This is a genomic window from Pseudomonas corni, assembly GCF_057128765.1.
In genome coordinates this window covers 205893-222720 of record NZ_JBSKHW010000007.1, presented here as the reverse complement: position 1 = coordinate 222720, position 16828 = coordinate 205893, and the positions used below count along the sequence as shown (strand labels likewise).

Genomic DNA, 16828 nt, shown 5'->3' with positions numbered 1-16828 from the left:
AACGATGAAAAACCATTAAGGGAGTGAATATGAGCGCTATCGAGTACCGAAATCTGGGCCGCAACGGCATCAAGGTCTCGCCCATTACCCTGGGCACCATGATGTTCGGCGGGCAGACCGACGACAGCGTTGCCAAACGCATTGTCGACAAGGCGTATGAGCAGGGCATCAACTTCATCGACACTGCCAACGGTTACAACGGCGGGGCCTCCGAGGAAACAGTCGGCCGCCTGATTGCCGACCGCCGTTCGCAGTGGGTGTTGTCGACCAAGTTCGTCAACCCCAACCCTGGCGCTTTGGGCCCGAATGATCGCGGCGCCTCGCGCAACAACGTGATCCAGTCGGTGGATGCCAGCCTCAAACGGCTGAACACCGATTACATCGACCTGTTTTATCTGCACCGCGAAGACCACAGCACGCCGGTTGAAGAAACCTTGCGCGCGTTGTCGGACCTGATCCGCGCGGGCAAGATCCGCTCCTATGGCCTGTCTAACCACCGTGGCTGGAAGCTGGCCGAGTTCAGCCGCACTGCGGATTTGCTGGGGATCGAGCGTCCGGCGGCGAGCCAGCCGTTGTATAACCTGGCCAACCGTCAGATTGAAAACGAGCATTTGCCGGCCGCCGAGTACTACGGCATTGGAGTGGTGTCCTACAGCCCGCTGGCCCGTGGCGTACTGACCGCCAAATACGACCCGAACCAGCCGCCGTCCGAGGGCACACGTGCCGGTCGCAACGACAAGCGTCTGCAGCAGACCGAATGGCGTCCGGAGTCGTTGAACCTGGCGCAGCGCGTCAAGGATCACGCCGAGGCCCGTGGCATTACGCCGGGTCAGTTTGCGCTGGCTTGGGTGCTCAACAATCAGCTGATCACCTCAGCCATCGCCGGGCCGCGTACCGAAGAGCAATGGAATGACTACGTACCGGCGCTGAATTACGCGTTCACCGCAGAAGATGAAGCGTTCATCGACGATCTGGTCATCACCGGGCATTCATCGACACCGGGTTACAACGACCCAAGCCACCCGTTTGCCGGCCGTAAATCGCGGGTTTAATGCGCCGATCACAATCGTTCCCGCGCGTTTGGGAACGGTCCCTCTGTAGGAGCCAACTTGTTGGCGAGCGCTTGATGCGGTGTGTCAGGCATGACGCTTCGCGAACAAGTTCGCTCCTACTGGGGTTTGCGCTTGCAGCGAACATGAGGACCGGGCAGGCGGCGACGCAACCCGCACTCAGGTTTTTGCCAAGTTCCAGCTGCGCCACTGCGGTTGTGCCAGAAGCAAGCTGGCAATTGTGACTGCCACCAGACCCCACAAGGAAATGGTGGTGGCCACTCCCAGGCGATCGGCCATGTAGCCACCGATCAGCGTTGCCAACGGCTGCAAACCAAAGCCAATGATGCTGAACAACCCCATTAATCGTCCGCGCATGGCCGGCGGCGAGAGAATTTGCACCATGCTGGTACAGGTCACCATGGCCTGCGACGTTGCAAGCCCGAACATGAACAGCGCGATCAACTGCAAAAACAGCCACTGCGTCAGCGCTGACACCACCAGCCACGCGCCCATCCAGATCAGCGTCAACGACAGCGTCAGGCCCATGCGCTTGATGTGGCTGATCACCGGCGACAGAAAAAACGCGTACACCAATGAACCGGACGCAGCCGCCCCCAGCAACAGGCCGGTGCGTTGCGGATCTCCATGCGCCACGGCGGGCAGCAGTGCCAGGCTCCCTAGGCCAAACATGGTCAGCGCCGCGCAGCAGATGTAGATATTGCGCAAGGTCAGGGTGTCGCGAATGTGCCTGATGGCTTCGCCCAAAGTCGCCTGCTCGCTGGCATTGGGGCGGGTCTGCTGGATGGCATGCAGCGACAGCAGAGAAATAATCACCACCCAGTATGAAAAGCCGTTGGCCCAGAACGCTGCAGACATTCCCACCTGGGCCACCAGATAACCGGCCAGGGTCGGCCCCAGCGTGCGGCAGACATTGAGGATCATCGAGTTGAGGCTGATCAGCTTGCGGATATTGTTCAGGCCCGCCAGATCGAACAGAAAGGCTTGCTGCGTCGGGAAGTACACCGAGTTGACGCACCCCATCAGAAAGGCGAACACGAACAGATGGCTCAGTTGTACCTGCTCGGTGTGAATCATCGCGGCAATGATGAAGGTCAGCACGATCTCCAGCAGATGACAGCCAATCAACAGTTTGCGGCGGTCGTAGCGATCCGCCAGGCCGCCGGTGAACATGCTGAACAACAGGATTGGTACGCTCGAACAGAGCGCGCTGATCCCAAGCGCAAAAGCCTGCCCGCCGGACAGTTGATAGACCAGTAGCGCCATGGCGGTCTGCTGCAACCAGATGCCGATCATGGAAATCGCCTGTCCCGACAGATAAATGCGGGTCGGTGCAGATCGCAAGGGGGCGAAGTTATCCAACCACAGCGTGAGGGCAGACATTTAATCAATATATCCGGCAGGCGATACGAGACAATAAGAGTTGCGGTATTAACCACTATTGTTGAACTGCTGTTGAGCCAGCAACACTTTCGGGTTTCGTTGTCCGCGGTGTTTGATTTCGGCGCACAGGCTGCTCAATCAACTGTGTACTGTCAATCAGCGCCCCGTCATAAACTCAGAACGTAACGATCTATGTGGACGAAATTAGTTTCCATTACACTCGCTGCACCTCGCGCGGGGCGTTGGATTATTAGTTGAAACGTTATTAAGTCTCTCATCAATGTCGTGCGACCACGTCCGCCATTAATAATAGTTTGATAGTTGCAGTTCAGGCCGCTTTAGCGGGACCTGCCGTGACTGTTTACGCACTCATTTTATTGAATGGCGCCTACCCATGACGGACCTTAGTCTCTGGTACACCCGCTGTCCGACGCCGACACCTCTTGGTCTGGCGGTGAAGTTGGGATTTCTGGAAACGGCACTCTCCCGGCATTCGGTCGGGCTGCAGTCACTGCAAAGCTCGACCGACGAAAAGGTCCGGGCCAGTCATTTCGATCATTCGCAACCCTGGTCATTTCGCCAGGGCGGCAACATTCCGCCGATTCATGCCCGCGCCAGTGGACGCGACACGCGCCTGGTCGGGATCAACTGGATCGACGAATTCCAGGCCGTGATCACCTTGCCGTCATCAGGGCTGCGTGATGCATCGGATCTGGCTGGCAAGCGTCTGGGTCTGCCTCGACAACCGCCCGGCATCATCGACTTCCAGCGTGCGACGTCACTCAAGGGTTTGCTGTCGACGCTCGAGGCGGCGGGTATCCCTCGTGAGCGTGTGACCTTCGTCGATATCGTTATCCAGGCCCCGCAGTTAGCCGCCTTAACCCCGGGGTATCCCGCCGAACTCAAGCGCCGGTTGCCCTATGCCGCAGAGATCACTCAGCTGATCAAAGGCGAGATCGATGCGTTCTTCGTCAAGGGCGCGGAAGGCCTGAGCGTCGCTCACCAGTTTGGCGCGATCATCCTCAGCGAAACCGGTAATCACAGTGACGCCGCCATCCGCATCAACAATGGCACCCCGCGCTTGTTGACGGTGGACGGTACGCTGTCCCGCGAACGGCCGGACCTGGTGCAGGCACTGCTGGCGTCGGTGCGTGAAGCCGGGCAATGGGCAGCGCAAAACCCTGATCAGACCCGACGCTTCGTCGCACAGGAAATCGGCGTCTCTGAAGAGTCCGTCGAGGCCGCCTTCGGACCTGAGCTGCACCTGAAATTCGGCACCTCCCTGGAAGCACCCGGTGTCGAAGCCATCGACACGTTCAAGCACTTCCTGCTGCGAGAAGGTTTCATCGATCATGACTTTTCGGTCGAGGGCTGGCTGCATGTCTGAGTTGTCCACCCCGTGGGACGTGATAGTGCTGGGCGGTGGCGCGGCGGGTCTAGTGGCGGCGTTTCATGCTCGGCAGGCCGGGGCCTCGGTGCTGGTTGTCAACAAAGGGTTGGTCGGTCGCAGCGGCGCGACGATTACCTCCGGTGGCGGGGTATCGATTGCCGGTGAAAGCCTGCGGGCGATGGGGCTTGAGGCCGACGCCAGCGATACCGAAGAACGGTTTTTGCAGGACACCATCACCGCTGGTTCATGGCTCAACGATCAGCGCCTGGTCGAAAGTATGGTCACCGGCATTGGTCCGGAGCTGAATCGCCTGGTGGACTGGGGTATCAAATTTACCGTCAATCGCCGCGCGCCCGGTCACAGCAGTGGGCGAGGCGTGCACATTAGCGGTGTCGACATGCAGCGCGCGTTGACGCGGATTGCGGTGCAGGCAGGCGTCAGCTTTCGTGAGGACTTTCAGTCCACCCAATTGCTGCGTCGCGACGGTGCGGTGATTGGCGTCCTCGGGCTGGATAGGCGTAGCGGGGTGGTTGAAAGCCTGTTTGGCCACAGCACGGTGCTCGCCACCGGCGGCGCGACGTCCAACTGGAGCCTGCGCACCGCGCCCGAGGAATTGTCGGGGGAGGGACAGCGCATGGCGGTGGAGGCGGGCGCTACGCTGATCGACATGGAGATGATGCAGTTTTTGCCGTGCTGCCTGGCCGCCCCGGCGATTTGGCGCGGCCTGCAATTCCCCTGGATTCTCGGCCCGCAGAGTGGCGTACATGCCTGGCTGATGAATCGCTTCGGCGAACGCTTCATGGCGCGCTGGGACCCGGCGCGCATGGAGTTGGCAACCCGCGACATGGTGTCGGCGGCCTGCGCCACTGAAGTCTACGAAGGACGGGGCAGTCCCAATGGCGGCGTGTACCTGTCCTGGAAACACCTGCCCAACGACATCATCGACAACTTCCCGGCCTCGTCGCGTTCCATCAGCGCCGGTTGGCAGTGGGAAGGTTTTGATATGACGCCATTGGTGGAGCGCATCAAGCAGGGCTATGCCATCGAAGTCGCGCCTGCCGCGCATTTTTCCCTGGGCGGCGTGCGCGTTGATCCGGGCGCCTGGACCGGTGTGCCGGGATTGTTCGCCTGCGGTGAAGTGACTGGGGGGCTACACGGCGCGAACCGGCTATCCGGCAACGCCGGGGCGCAGGTGTTGGTGCAAGGGCGGATTGCCGGTCAGGCGGCAGCGCTGGATGCATTGCAGCGCAGGTCTCAGGATCGTCTGGCCGACAACGCTGACGCGGCGTTCGCCGTCACCGTTTCGCCCTTCGAACGCACGCACGGGATCGCGCCGTTCGAGCTCAAGGAAACGCTGTCTCAGCTCGCCGAAAAATCCCTCGGTCCGATACGCACTGCCCAAGCTCTGGACGAGGGGCTAACAACGCTGGCCACGCTGAAAAACGATGTGCTGCCGAAATTGGCGTGTCGCACCCGGAACCGCATGTGGAACCGTGACTGGAGCGATGCGCTTGAGTGTCAGGCTGCTTTTACCGTTATCGAATCGGCGCTGCTCGGCGCTTCCGGGCGCGATCATTCTATCGGCGCGCACCAACGCCACGACCACAAAGGCGTACATAGCGGGGTATTGAGCCATTCATTGGTGAGCCTGAATGCAGGTGCGCTGGCACGTCATACGGTGCCAGTCGCTTTTCCTTTTCTGGCGCGGCCATGAGCGATTTTTCTTTCAGGAGTTTTAAATGCTGATGCACCTGACGCTGTTCCGCGAAGGCCAATTCCGGCAACTGGATGTGCAACTGCCGCCCCCGGCAGGTTTGGGCCTGGGCATCGATAGTTGGGAAGGCGCGTCGGTCAGCACCGCGCTGCAATACGCGCAGCGGGTGTTCGAACCGAATCTGGGTTACTCGCTGTCCTGCCGGCGCGGGCTGTGCAAGCTGTGTGCGATGCGCATCGACGGCGAAGTCAAACTCGCCTGCACCGTGCCGCTGCACGACGGCATCCGCATCGAACCGGCCAAGCCCAAGCTTGCGCTACATGACACGGTGGTCGAGCTGAGTCTGGTCCGCGTCAAGCCGCCCCGGGAAAAGCCTGCGGCCCCTGTTTTCCGGTCGGCCAGCGACACCGGCACGCCGACGATTGCCTTTATCCCAACAACCACCTGACTGCGTGTCGGGCTTTGCCTTTTTTTTATCGCCAAGCGAACCCATTCAGGAGTGTGACCCCATGTCCGAAGCACTGCTTAAAGAAATATCACAGACCTCAAACGAAACCGCACCTACCACCATCTGGTACACCCGCTGCCCAGTGCCGACCACGTCCGGCATCGCTCAGCACAAACACTGGCTGCAAAACGAGTTTGCACGTCACGGCATTACCCTGGATTCGATCCGTGCCTCACAGGATCGCGCCGTGCGTGAATCCCATTTTCGCCACAGTCTGGCGGGCAGCTTCCGTGAGGGCGGTAACGTGCCGCCGATCTGGGCGCGGGCGCAAGGCCAGGACACCGTAGTGGTCGGCATCACGTGGGTCGATGAGGAGCAACTCGTGTTCGTGCGCGGCGACAGCGATATCAAGACTGTCGCTGACCTGCGCGGTCGCAAGCTCGGCGTGGTGCGCAAGGCCGCCAGCGATCTGGTGGACGTCGGGCGCGCGGAAGGTCTGCGCGGGCTGTTGACCGCGTTGCACCTGGGCGGCGTGTCCCGGGATGACGTCGAGTTCGTCGATATTGCGGCACCGGAGTGGGACCTCAAAGAAGTCACGAAACCCCGTGAAGACCACCACGCCATTCCGACCCTGGCGTTGCTCAAAGGGACTGTGGACGCAATTTTCATCAAAGGTGCGGGCAGCGCCCGGGCGCTGGCTCAAGGCTTGCGGCCGATCATCAATATCAACGAGCAGGAAGATCCGCTGCTGCGCCTGAGCGCCGGTTCTCCACGGCCGATCACAGTGGATCGCCAGACCCTGATCGACTCGCCAGAAATCGTGGCGCGATACCTCGCCGTGCTATTGAAGACGTACGAGTGGGCCAGCGAGCATCCACAAGAAGTCGTGACCACCATCGCCGCTGAAACCGCAACGGATGAAGAAAGCGTTCTGCTGGCGTTCGGTAGTCAGCTGCATTTGTCATTCGAACCCAAGCTGTCCGAGGTGTATGTCGAAGGCCTGCGTCGGCAAAAGGATTTTCTGCTGGCCGAAGGATTCATCGACAAGGACTTCGACATCGACAGCTGGATCGATCCGCTCCCACTGCAACAGGCGTGGGCGATCAAGGACGAAATCGAGTTGCGTTGACGTTATCTGGCAGCGGGGGCTCGCTGGCACAAAGGCGTGTCGGCGATCAGCCCCGTTGCGATGCCGGGACTTGAATACTGAATATGACGTTGCGCAGGAGCATTCGATGAATAACGCCAAGGCCGCACCTAAGGTGCGCTGGCAGCCAACGCCGGGCGAGTTGCTCGATCTCGGCCAGGTGTTTCATGCGCCGCTTGGGGTTTTGCGCTTGCACACTACCCCCAAAGGCGTACTGAGCCGTCGTGAAGCCGTGTTGTTGGGCGTCTTCGCGCTGGTGCTGCATGGCGCGGTGATCTACTGGGTCAACAGCTCGCCGACCCCGGCATTGCCCATCGTGCCGCCGGAAATTCCTCCGATGACCATCGAGTTTTCGCAGCCCGCGCCGCCCGTAGTGCCGGTGGTGGAACCGCCACCGCCACCGCCTGAGCCGACCCCCGAGCCAGTGGTCGAGCCCCCGCCGCCCGTGGAGGACGAACTGGCGACCAAACCGCCACCGCCCAAGCCGATTCCCAAGCCCAAACCCAAACCCGTCGTGAAACCGGTGCCCAAGCCTGTCGCCAAACCGGTCGAACAACCGCCGGCGCCGCCCGTTGCGCCGCAACCGGTGGCCGCTCCGGCAGCGCCCGCACCTCCTGCACCGTCGCCCGTGACACCCGCTTCGGCCAACGCCGGTTACCTGCACAACCCGGCCCCGGAATACCCGGCGCTGGCGATGCGCCGCAATTGGGAAGGGACGGTATTGCTGCGGGTGCATGTGCTGGCCAGTGGCAAACCCGGCGAGGTGCAGGTCCAGAAGAGCAGCGGCCATGAACAGCTCGATGACGCTGCATTGGCGGCGGTCAAGCGCTGGAGTTTCGCCCCGGCCAAACAGGGTAATAACCCGATTGATGGCTGGGTCAGCGTGCCGATCGATTTCAAGATCCAGTAATGCTCAACCTATCGATACACCGCGGGCCACCTGACAAAAGGCGCATCGCTCCAAAACATTTTGACGCCCTGTTGGAGAGCTCACATGAACCTCATCGCTTCCCCCTTTGATTCCATCGAACACGCGGTCATCTGGCTGCTGATTGTTTTCTCCGTCGCGACCTGGGGCCTGGCCCTGCTCAAGGGCGTGCAGTTCACCCGCCTGAAGACGCAGGATCGGCGTTTTCATAAGCAGTTCTGGGCCGCTTCGAGCCTTGATTCCGCCGCCGAGCTCGCCCAAAGCAAACCGGGTGCGGCAGCTCGTGTGGCGCTGGCCGGATATGCCGCGATTCAAGTGCCGGACGGTACGCATGCCAACGATTTGAGCCAGTCGATCAATCATCAGGATCGCCTTGAGCGTTCTCTGCGTCAGCAGATCGTGCGCGAACGCCGCTCGCTGGAAACCGGCCTGGCGATCCTCGCCAGTATCGGCAGCACCTCGCCGTTCATTGGTTTGTTCGGCACGGTGTGGGGGATCATGTCGGCGCTCAAGGGCATCAGCGCGGCAGGTTCCGCAAGCCTTGAAACCGTGGCTGGGCCGATCGGTGCAGCACTGGTCGCGACCGGTGTCGGTATCGCCGTCGCGGTCCCGGCGGTGCTGGTTTACAACTACTTTTTGCGTCGCCTGAAACTCACCGCCGCTGATCTGGATGACTTCGCCCACGACTTCTACAGCCTGGCGCAGAAGAGTTCGTTCCGCGTGCTGCTGCACCCGGTGCTGAACAAAACCGCCGCGACCGGCCAGAAAGTGAAGGAGGCATCCTGATATGGCTTTCTCGACCCAGGACAGCGACGAAGTCATGAGTGAAATCAACGTCACGCCGCTGGTGGACGTGATGCTGGTGCTGCTCGTGGTGTTTATCGTCACCGCGCCGCTGCTGACCAACTCAATCCCGATCAACCTGCCCAAGACCGAAGCGGTCGCGCCGCTGGAGCAAAAAGACCCGCTGGTGGTGAGCATCGACGACAAGGGCAAGTTGTTCATCAACAAGGACGAAGTACAGCCTGATCTGCTGGAAACCAACCTCAAGGCTGCCAAAGACAAAAACGCCGACGTACGCGTGCAATTGCAGGCCGACAACGGCGTGAACTACGGCGAAGTCGCCAGGGCCATGGCCTCGATCGAGCGGGCGGGGATTACCAAATTGTCGGTAGTGACCGCCAAGTAAACTGGGCCAATGGTCCTGTGTGTGGGCGCCCGAACGCTGTGGTGCCCGATTCACTGTGACTGCAAAGTGCGCCCTGAAAGCCGTCGCGGAATACGTTGCCCGTACAGATCAACAGCCAGTCCCAACACAATAAGCACGACGGCGACAACTTTGTTGAGTGACAGGTTCTCATCGAAAAAACGATGGCAGAACCAATGAGTTCTGGTGGACAGCATGAAACTCGGTGACGGCCTGGCCGATCACCGATCGGCCAGCTCACGGACTTCACTGTTGCTGGAGCAACACCGGGTTAGCAGCTTTCATTAAAAACAAACAGTTACGAGAAGTTTGTGCTGCCGCCAGGCGCGTTTCAGCGGCTTTTGCCGAGTGGCATAAAGCCTGCAATCACTGCTGATGAACCAATGCTGACGTTGCGATCTTTTGTCGGGCGTTACAGCAATTTGTCAGGAGTCATCGTGTCCACAGCCATTTCACCTCAACCCCGAAACGTCCCTCAGGCGGTAGAGCAGGGCGCGAGCATCGTCGGCGGCTGCTGCGGCATCGGTCCCGAGCACATCGCCCGGCTACACCGCGACCTTCTACCAGCCGCCAACGCCACGCTGTCGCAAGGCAACGGATGACATGAATTTCGATGTTGATTTCGCCTTGTCCACGCTACCAGCGTTCCTCGTTGCAGTCGGCGTCACGCTGCAGGTTGGTCTGATCGCGATCGCCGCCTCGCTGTGCGTGGCGCTGATCAACGCAGCGATTGCGACGTTTCGCGTTCCGTTCCTGCAACCGCTGGTGCGTGTCTACGTTGAGCTGGCACGCAACACGCCGCTGTTGATTCAGCTGTTTTTCATCTACTTCGCGCTGCCTGTGCTAGGCATCAGGATCTCCGGGTTCGCATCGGCGATTATCGCCATGACCTTTCTAGGCGGCGCGTACCTGACCGAGATCCTGCGTGCCGGGATCGAGGCCGTGCCCAAATCGCAGATCGAGTCGGGGCTGTCGATTGGCTTGTCGCGCTGGCAGCTGCTGCGTCACGTGATCCTGCCTCAGGCCGGGATTCTCAGCCTGCCGGCGCTGTTCGCCAACTTCGTGTTCCTGCTCAAGGAAACCACGATTGTATCGGCTGTGGCGGTGCCGGAAATTCTCTACACCACCAAGAGTTACATCGCTCTCTATTACAAGACCTACGAGATGCTCACGGTCATGACGGCGCTGTGCGTCCTGCTGTTCGTGCCTCTGTCGTTGCTGCTGCGGGTAGTGGAAAGGAGGCTCCAGCATGGCCAGTTCGGGTCTTGAGTTGTTATGGGTGTCGGCGCCGCAACTGGCGCAGGGCATCGGTCGCACGTTAGGCATCTCCTTGCTGGCGATTGCGTTCAGCAGCGTCGGCGGTCTGATCTACGGCGTGTTGCGCAATCTGGGGATCCGCTGGATCGACTGGGTGCTGCTGGTGTACCTGGAGTTGTTCAGGGCGATCCCGGTGCTGGTCTGGCTGTACCTGTTCTTTTTCGGTCTGCCGATTTTCTTCGGCTGGAGCATTCCGGGTTTCTGGTGCGCGGTGCTGGTGCTGTCGCTGTGGGGCGCCAGCGAAACCGGCGAAGTCGTGCGTGGCGCTTTGCGTTCGATACCCCGTGGCCAGCGCGAGGCGGGTCTTTCAATCGGTCTGGGGCTGGTGCAGCTCTACAGTCGCGTGTTGCTGCCCCAGGCGTTGCGGCGGATGACGCCGCCCATGATCAACGTCTTCACCCGGCTGATCAAAACCAGCTCGCTGGCGGTGCTGATCGGCGTGGTCGACGTGATCAAGATCGGCCAGCAAATCATCGAACGGACCTACGAGTCGGTATTGATCTACGGCTTCCTGTTTGTGTTTTTCTTTCTTGCCTGCTACCCGCTATCGGCGGCGTCGCGGGTGCTTGAGCGGCGTTGGAATCATTCATGAGCGCATTGATAGAACTGTCCGGTTTCAGCAAGAGCTTCGGCTCGGTGCCGGTCTTGCTGGACGTCGACCTGAGTGTCCGCGAGGGCGAAGTGGTGGTTATTCTTGGCCCCAGCGGCTGCGGCAAAAGTACCTTGCTGCGCTGCCTCAACGGGCTAGAGCTGGGGCAGGCCGGGCATTACCGTTTTGCCGGTCGCGAGCTACCGGCCAATGCCGACTGGCGCCTGATTCGCCAGCAAATCGGAATGGTCTTTCAGAGCTATCACCTGTTCCCGCACATGACCGTGCTGGACAACATTCTGCTAGGGCCAGTGAGCGTGCAGAAGCGCTCCCGCGCCGATGCGCTGTTGCAGGCCGAAGCGCTGCTGACGCGGGTCGGCCTACTGGACAAACGCGACGCGTATCCCCGCGAACTCTCCGGCGGCCAGCAGCAACGCATCGCCATTGTTCGTTCGTTATGCATGAACCCCAAAGTCATGCTGTTCGACGAAGTCACTGCCGCCCTTGACCCGGAAATGGTCAAGGAGGTGCTGGAAGTCATTCTGGATCTGGCGCGCACTGGCATGACCCTCTTGATCGTTACCCACGAAATGGCCTTTGCCCGTGCGGTGGCGGATCGAATCCTGTTCATGGACGGCGGCCGAATCGCCGAACAGAGCGACCCTGAAACATTCTTCAGCTCCCCGCAGACCGCACGCGCGCAGCAGTTCCTGGAGAAGTTCTCCTACGTAGAAAACATGCCAAAAAGGAAAGCATCGTGACGTTTAAATCTGCCCTCGTTCTACCTCTGCTTGCCCTCGGATTGCTGGCCGGCACTGCCGCCGCCCATGCCGAAGGCTACCTGGACAAAATCAAGGCCCGTGACAAGCTGATCGTCGGGGTCTTCAGCGATAAGCCTCCATTTGGTTTCGTCAATGAAAAAGGTGACTACGTCGGCTTCGACACTGACCTGGGTCGTCGTTTCGCCAAGGACCTGCTGGGCGACGAGAAGAAAATCGAGTTCGTCGTTGTCGAACCGGCAAGCCGCATCCCGTTCCTGCAAAGCGACAAGGTCGACCTGATCCTGGCCAACATGACCGTGACCCCGGAGCGTGCTCAGGTAGTCGACTTCACTCACCCGAACCTGCGCGTCGCCGTGCAGGCGCTGGTGCCTGAAAAGAGCGACGTGAAAAGCCTCGACGACCTGGCGAAAAAAACCACCATCGTCACCACCGGCACTACCGCTGATATCTGGCTGACCAAGAATCACCCGGACTGGAAGCTGCTCAAGTTCGAGAAGAACTCCGAGTCGCTCCAAGCGCTGGCCAACGGTCGTGGCGATGCCTACGCCCAAGACAACCTAGTGCTGTTCAGCTGGGCGAAACAGAACCCGGGCTACCGCGTGCTGGCGCAGAAACTGGGCGACGAAGCGCCGATTGCTCCGGCAGTCAAAAAGGGCAATACCGAACTGCGTGACTGGGTGAACACCGAGCTGGAGACCCTAGGTCAGGAGAAATACCTGCTCAAGCTCTACGACCAGTACGTGCGTAGCCAACTGGCTGAAGGCACCGATCCTGCGGCAGTGATTGTTGAGGGTGGCGCCTGGAAGCCGTAATCGGTATTAGCGTTTGATCCCGTCCCAGGACGCGTGACAAAACGGCCTGTCGGTAATGGCGCTTTCAACGGCGCCATTGTCGGCAGGCCGTTTTCATGACGGCTTGTCCGGAGCGCGCCACGCATCGCGACAACATTTCCATTCAGGCATCTTCGGTTCAGATAGCCGTATCCTGCTTCCTGTGTTTGAAACGATGACTGCATCGCTTGCACCAGAAGGGAGTCAAGGCGCTTGCTTGGGCGTATTGAACGCGGCGGGAGAACTGGGAGGCAGTGCGGGGTACTACGTCGGAAGCTGGCTGGTGTTAAATCGAAGTCCTGTTGAGACATGGTTATCTTTCGGGGCAGTAGGTCTGCCGGATTATTGCTGTCCTTCTTTCTACTGCGCTCGTACGACGTGTTGGATGCCCGAACGAGTCTTGCAGAAAGCCGAGAGCGGAGCTAAAGGAATGGTCTCGATGTAGCGATCCGCAGTTACCGAATATAGAGCGAAGGACACAACATTCATGGAAATTCCTTGTTCGCCAATCAACGAGCGTTTGAACAATCGCCGATTCACCGTAGCGGACAACACCCACGGTCTATCCAGCGCCGGTACCGTCTTCCATTACCAGGTCGAGGATGATGCCGTTTGGGGCACTTACCAAGGCGGCCGCATCCGCATGGGTCATCAAGTCGGACGTGTAACAGGGCCCGATACCATCGAGCTTCTTTATCACTGCTTGACCATGGACGGTCAGATTCTTGCGGGCTGGTCTCGCGGTCCGGTAGGTATTGACCCCGACGGACGTACTACTTTGAGCTTCGTATGGGGTTGGTTGTCCGGCTCATCTGGAGGTGGGGAATCGAGCTACGTCGAGCTGATCGTCTAGCCGGTCGGATCCACAGTCCAAGGCAGCTGTCCACAACAGGCAGTTATTGGCCGCTAGCTGCCGTTTCCCGGCGTCAGATCCTGTCGTAAGAGTTTGCGCAGCTTTTCGGCTACCGAATCTGCAAAGCGACTCCAAATTCCGCAACAGGAATCGGGCTTGGGTCGAGAAGGCTCGAAGTACGGGCTGGATGACTACCTGGAAATCAAATACCTGTTGATGGGCGGTTTGTAACAGCGCCCTCTGCAAGAGCTATCTGGCGCGCGATGGACGTCAACGATTACGCCGGTAACCTGACTCAGCCGGCGTCTTAAGTTCTTCGCGAGCAAGCTCCCTCCCACGGACCCCGTTCGATGCGCAACGGCGCGGCGTCTGCACGACGAGAAATCTCCTGCAGAAGATGGCAAACGCAACGATTTCATTTCTCCGTCAATAACAACAATTGGAGACGAACATGCCCACTCAATCGATCCAGATCGACGACCTGCCCATGGGGATGTTTAACCCTGAAGAAGCAAATATGCGAATGGCGTCCTGGTGGATCTGCCATATCCAACTGACGACGTGCGTTTGATGACAAAAGTCGCTGTGGAAGCTGTCGATCAAGTTTTTCGACCCGCCTTTAACTACAGCAAAGCGGAGGTCCTTCTGCTCAATCTCTGTCAGCGCAATGAGTACACCGAGGATCTATTCACCGTTTCGCAGCCCGATGCGGCCGAGAAGGTCATGGACGTTCTGGACGAAATCAACGCCAAGTGGGGCAGGGGAACGCTGAGGGTGGCGAGCGTGCCGACGAATCCTGATTGGGGAATGCGGCGGGAAATGAAAAGCCCCAGCTTTACCACACGGATGGATGAGCTATGGACTGTGTACTGCAAATAGAAAAACCATCATCAGAATGGCGAAAGATCGTTTTTGTCGCAGGAGGCATGAACAAATGATGGCAACAGACACTAGCGCTCAAACGCGGCGCGACTTGCAGGGCATCAGCTCTGACTTGAAGTGGTCAGCGGTTGAGCTCGCTCGAATCGCCGACCGCCTTGAAGCTGCTGGAAACTCACCTGACGCGCAGGCGGTACTTCCGATGATCCAGACTTTCCAGCAGGGAGAAAAGCGGCTGAACATGATCGCTAACCTGATAAGCGATGCTTTGGCGACATCAAGGTGCGACCAGAATGGAAGCGCCAGCAAGATATGTCGGCTTTCGAAGCCTCCTGAAGGGTGACGGGTATGACCGTCTTGCCGAATTCCTGCACAAGGGGCGCTACCGTCTGCGGCCCGCGAGTATTGGCAATGCCTATGGTGATGCCGCTGCGCCAAAGAGCTGACACTAATCTGCGTTGAAGAACAGACCCCCGGATTCTCCAAGGGCCGGTTGCTGGAAAAGATCGGCCTCAAGGGCCAGGACACCTCTGAGCTGTTCTTCGATCAGGTCCGCGTCCCGGTGGACAACCGGTTGGGCGAGGAGGGCATGGGTTTCAAATACCTCACCCACCAACTGGCCTGGGAGCGCCTGATTATCGCGATCCGTGCAGCGCAGTCCATCGACACGCTGCTCGAAGAAACCATCGCCTACACACGCGAGCGCAAAGTGTTCGGCAAGCCGGTCCTGGATTTTCAGAACACCCGTTTCAAGCTGGCTGAAGCCAAAGCCCAGGCGACCATGCTGCGAGTATTTGTCGATGATTGCCTGGACAAAGTCATGCGCGGCGAGCTGACCCCGGAAATCGCTGCAATGGCCAAACTGCTGGGCTCCGAGATGCAAGGCAAGCTGCTGGACGAGTTTCTGCAGCTGCACGGCGGCTACGGTTTCATGAGCGAGTACAAGATCAGCCGAGCCTGGGTCGATGCCCGTGTAGCGCGGATTTATGGCGGCACGTCGGAAATCATGAAGGAAATTATCGGCCGCACGCTTTGAGGTGTTACCGGATAACAACCGTTGACGACCGACTACCCGTTGGACAAATCACTTCCCGTAGGCGGGGGAGTGGTCGGTGTCAATTTTCGGATTCAGAAATGTCGTAGAAACTCAAGATGACCGAAAAGGAGGGAGCTTCGACATACCGTCATAGAATTTCGTCTGTAATCTCAACCTCACTGAATCACCAACCCCCCATCAGTGAGGAACTAGATATGACCATTGTCAAAGCAGCAGCCGTTCAGATCGCCCCGGTGCTTTACAGCCGTGAAGGTACCGTGGCCAAGATCGTCGACAAGATCAAAGAACTCGGTGAAAAGGGCGTTGAGTTCGCAGTTTTTCCGGAAACCATCGTTCCGTACTATCCCTACTTTTCGTTCGTGCAGACCCCGTTCGAAATGGGCCGCGAGCACTACAAATTGCTAGAGAACGCGGTCGTTGTGCCATCGGCGACCACCGATGAAATCGGCAAGGCTGCCAAGGCCGCTAACATGGTCGTTTCCATTGGCGTCAATGAGCGCGATGGCAGCACCTTGTACAACACACAGCTGCTGTTTGATGCCGACGGCACTCTGATCCAGGCGCGCCGCAAGCTCAACCCTACCTACCACGAACGCATGATCTGGGGCATGGGCGACGCATCTGGCCTGCGAGCCGTTGATAGTAAGGTCGGTCGCATTGGCCAATTGGCTTGCTGGGAGCACTACAACCCGCTGATCCGCTATGCGCTGATCGAAGACGGCGAGCAGATTCACGCGTCTATGTACCCAGGTTCGTTCGCGGGTGACCTGTTCACCCGTCAGATGGAAGTGAGCATCCGCATGCACGCCCTGGAATCGGCTTGCTTCGTGGTCAACTCCACCGCCTGGCTGTACCCAGAGCAGCAAGCACAGATCATCGCTGACACCGGCTGTGACATTGGCCCGATTTCGGGTGGCTGCTACACCGCGATCATCGACCCACAGGGCGAAGTCTTGGGCGAGCTCACTGAAGGCGAAGGCGAAGTCATCGTCGATATCGACCTGTTCCAGATCGAAATTCGGAAGCGCCAGATGGATTCGCGCGGTCACTACAGCCGTCCGGAACTGTTGAGCCTGAACATCGACCGCACTGCTCACCGTCACGTTCACGAGCGTAATTCGCATCCAAAAGTAGCGGAAGCCGCGAAATTGGCTGACAACAAATCAGCCTCTGAGGCCTAACCCTTATTACACCTTTGTCGCGACGGCCCTTCGGGAAGTTTTTATCGAGGAGC

Annotated in this window: 16 protein-coding genes and 4 pseudogenes; 19 read left to right on the top strand and 1 reads right to left on the bottom strand. The window is 59.2% G+C overall.

What is annotated here, in order from left to right; genetic code table 11:
* Positions 1-29 precede the first annotated feature (29 nt).
* On the top strand, positions 30-1052 hold the full coding sequence (locus tag ACWKV9_RS13495) for an aldo/keto reductase (protein ID WP_483836609.1): 1023 nt from the start codon (positions 30-32) through the stop codon (positions 1050-1052).
* Between the two features lie 177 nt (positions 1053-1229).
* Here ACWKV9_RS13495 and ACWKV9_RS13490 read toward each other — a convergent pair whose 3' ends face one another.
* A complete protein-coding gene (locus tag ACWKV9_RS13490; RefSeq protein WP_483836608.1) occupies positions 1230-2453 on the bottom strand; it encodes an MFS transporter in 1224 nt (407 codons plus the stop codon).
* A gap of 394 nt (positions 2454-2847) precedes the next feature.
* On the opposite strand from ACWKV9_RS13490, the gene ACWKV9_RS13485 reads away from it, so the two are divergent.
* The 18 genes and pseudogenes from ACWKV9_RS13485 to ACWKV9_RS13400 all read left to right on the top strand — a co-directional run bounded on the left by ACWKV9_RS13485 (position 2848) and on the right by ACWKV9_RS13400 (position 16775).
* Positions 2848-3840 (top strand): ABC transporter substrate-binding protein, encoded by a 993-nt coding sequence (locus tag ACWKV9_RS13485; RefSeq protein ID WP_483836607.1) that lies wholly within the window; start codon positions 2848-2850, stop codon positions 3838-3840.
* A complete protein-coding gene (locus ACWKV9_RS13480; protein ID WP_483836606.1) occupies positions 3833-5557 on the top strand; it encodes an FAD-dependent oxidoreductase in 1725 nt (574 codons plus the stop codon). The genes ACWKV9_RS13485 and ACWKV9_RS13480 overlap by 8 nt, the downstream gene beginning before the upstream one ends.
* A 25-nt stretch (positions 5558-5582) precedes the next feature.
* Entirely contained in the window at positions 5583-6005 is a 423-nt protein-coding gene (locus ACWKV9_RS13475) for a 2Fe-2S iron-sulfur cluster-binding protein (RefSeq protein ID WP_483836605.1), read from the top strand.
* Positions 6006-6066: 61 nt separating this feature from the next.
* Positions 6067-7134, top strand: coding sequence for an ABC transporter substrate-binding protein (locus ACWKV9_RS13470; protein WP_483836604.1), 1068 nt, complete (start codon positions 6067-6069; stop codon positions 7132-7134).
* Between the two features lie 106 nt (positions 7135-7240).
* On the top strand, positions 7241-8062 hold the full coding sequence (locus tag ACWKV9_RS13465) for an energy transducer TonB (protein ID WP_483836603.1): 822 nt from the start codon (positions 7241-7243) through the stop codon (positions 8060-8062).
* An 84-nt stretch (positions 8063-8146) separates the two neighbouring features.
* Positions 8147-8866 carry a MotA/TolQ/ExbB proton channel family protein gene (locus ACWKV9_RS13460; protein WP_483836602.1) on the top strand — a complete coding sequence of 240 codons (720 nt, stop codon included), beginning with the start codon at positions 8147-8149 and terminating at the stop codon, positions 8864-8866.
* A gap of 1 nt (position 8867) precedes the next feature.
* A complete protein-coding gene (locus tag ACWKV9_RS13455; protein WP_483836601.1) occupies positions 8868-9269 on the top strand; it encodes an ExbD/TolR family protein in 402 nt (133 codons plus the stop codon).
* Positions 9270-9769: 500 nt separating this feature from the next.
* Positions 9770-9889: pseudogene (locus tag ACWKV9_RS13450) on the top strand (homocysteine S-methyltransferase family protein); the annotation flags it as partial.
* Between the two features lies 1 nt (position 9890).
* Complete coding sequence (locus tag ACWKV9_RS13445) at positions 9891-10556, top strand: amino acid ABC transporter permease (protein WP_483836600.1); 666 nt, start codon at positions 9891-9893, stop codon at positions 10554-10556.
* Positions 10537-11196, top strand: a complete 660-nt coding sequence (locus ACWKV9_RS13440) for an amino acid ABC transporter permease (protein ID WP_349797238.1) — start codon at positions 10537-10539, stop codon at positions 11194-11196. The genes ACWKV9_RS13445 and ACWKV9_RS13440 overlap by 20 nt, the downstream gene beginning before the upstream one ends.
* Positions 11193-11954 carry an amino acid ABC transporter ATP-binding protein gene (locus tag ACWKV9_RS13435; RefSeq protein ID WP_483836599.1) on the top strand — a complete coding sequence of 254 codons (762 nt, stop codon included), beginning with the start codon at positions 11193-11195 and terminating at the stop codon, positions 11952-11954. The genes ACWKV9_RS13440 and ACWKV9_RS13435 overlap by 4 nt, the downstream gene beginning before the upstream one ends.
* On the top strand, positions 11951-12787 hold the full coding sequence (locus ACWKV9_RS13430) for a transporter substrate-binding domain-containing protein (RefSeq protein WP_483836598.1): 837 nt from the start codon (positions 11951-11953) through the stop codon (positions 12785-12787). The genes ACWKV9_RS13435 and ACWKV9_RS13430 overlap by 4 nt, the downstream gene beginning before the upstream one ends.
* A 505-nt stretch (positions 12788-13292) precedes the next feature.
* Positions 13293-13658, top strand: a complete 366-nt coding sequence (locus tag ACWKV9_RS13425; RefSeq protein ID WP_483836597.1) for an avidin-fold protein — start codon at positions 13293-13295, stop codon at positions 13656-13658.
* A 150-nt stretch (positions 13659-13808) separates the two neighbouring features.
* Positions 13809-13889, top strand: a pseudogene (locus tag ACWKV9_RS13420) (hypothetical protein); the annotation flags it as partial.
* A gap of 259 nt (positions 13890-14148) precedes the next feature.
* Positions 14149-14537: pseudogene (locus tag ACWKV9_RS13415) on the top strand (DUF4113 domain-containing protein); the annotation flags it as partial.
* 55 nt (positions 14538-14592) lie between these two features.
* Positions 14593-14880, top strand: coding sequence for a hypothetical protein (locus tag ACWKV9_RS13410; RefSeq protein ID WP_483836596.1), 288 nt, complete (start codon positions 14593-14595; stop codon positions 14878-14880).
* A 90-nt stretch (positions 14881-14970) separates the two neighbouring features.
* Positions 14971-15573, top strand: a pseudogene (locus ACWKV9_RS13405) (acyl-CoA dehydrogenase family protein); the annotation flags it as partial.
* A 215-nt stretch (positions 15574-15788) separates the two neighbouring features.
* Positions 15789-16775, top strand: coding sequence for a nitrilase-related carbon-nitrogen hydrolase (locus ACWKV9_RS13400; protein WP_483836595.1), 987 nt, complete (start codon positions 15789-15791; stop codon positions 16773-16775).
* The last annotated feature ends 53 nt before the right edge of the window (positions 16776-16828 follow it).

Excerpts from the sequence above, each read along its gene's own strand:
- ACWKV9_RS13480 (WP_483836606.1), top strand. The coding sequence starts at position 3,833 with ATGTCTGAGTTGTCCACCCCGTGGGACGTGATAGTGCTGGGCGGTGGC.
- ACWKV9_RS13490 (WP_483836608.1), bottom strand. The coding sequence starts at position 2,453 with ATGTCTGCCCTCACGCTGTGGTTGGATAACTTCGCCCCCTTGCGATCT.
- ACWKV9_RS13460 (WP_483836602.1), top strand. The coding sequence starts at position 8,147 with ATGAACCTCATCGCTTCCCCCTTTGATTCCATCGAACACGCGGTCATC.
- ACWKV9_RS13455 (WP_483836601.1), top strand. The coding sequence starts at position 8,868 with ATGGCTTTCTCGACCCAGGACAGCGACGAAGTCATGAGTGAAATCAAC.
- ACWKV9_RS13400 (WP_483836595.1), top strand. The coding sequence starts at position 15,789 with ATGACCATTGTCAAAGCAGCAGCCGTTCAGATCGCCCCGGTGCTTTAC.
- ACWKV9_RS13495 (WP_483836609.1), top strand. The coding sequence starts at position 30 with ATGAGCGCTATCGAGTACCGAAATCTGGGCCGCAACGGCATCAAGGTC.
- ACWKV9_RS13475 (WP_483836605.1), top strand. The coding sequence starts at position 5,583 with ATGCTGATGCACCTGACGCTGTTCCGCGAAGGCCAATTCCGGCAACTG.
- ACWKV9_RS13470 (WP_483836604.1), top strand. The coding sequence starts at position 6,067 with ATGTCCGAAGCACTGCTTAAAGAAATATCACAGACCTCAAACGAAACC.
- ACWKV9_RS13440 (WP_349797238.1), top strand. The coding sequence starts at position 10,537 with ATGGCCAGTTCGGGTCTTGAGTTGTTATGGGTGTCGGCGCCGCAACTG.
- ACWKV9_RS13445 (WP_483836600.1), top strand. The coding sequence starts at position 9,891 with ATGAATTTCGATGTTGATTTCGCCTTGTCCACGCTACCAGCGTTCCTC.
- ACWKV9_RS13485 (WP_483836607.1), top strand. The coding sequence starts at position 2,848 with ATGACGGACCTTAGTCTCTGGTACACCCGCTGTCCGACGCCGACACCT.
- ACWKV9_RS13435 (WP_483836599.1), top strand. The coding sequence starts at position 11,193 with ATGAGCGCATTGATAGAACTGTCCGGTTTCAGCAAGAGCTTCGGCTCG.
- ACWKV9_RS13465 (WP_483836603.1), top strand. The coding sequence starts at position 7,241 with ATGAATAACGCCAAGGCCGCACCTAAGGTGCGCTGGCAGCCAACGCCG.
- ACWKV9_RS13425 (WP_483836597.1), top strand. The coding sequence starts at position 13,293 with ATGGAAATTCCTTGTTCGCCAATCAACGAGCGTTTGAACAATCGCCGA.
- ACWKV9_RS13410 (WP_483836596.1), top strand. The coding sequence starts at position 14,593 with ATGATGGCAACAGACACTAGCGCTCAAACGCGGCGCGACTTGCAGGGC.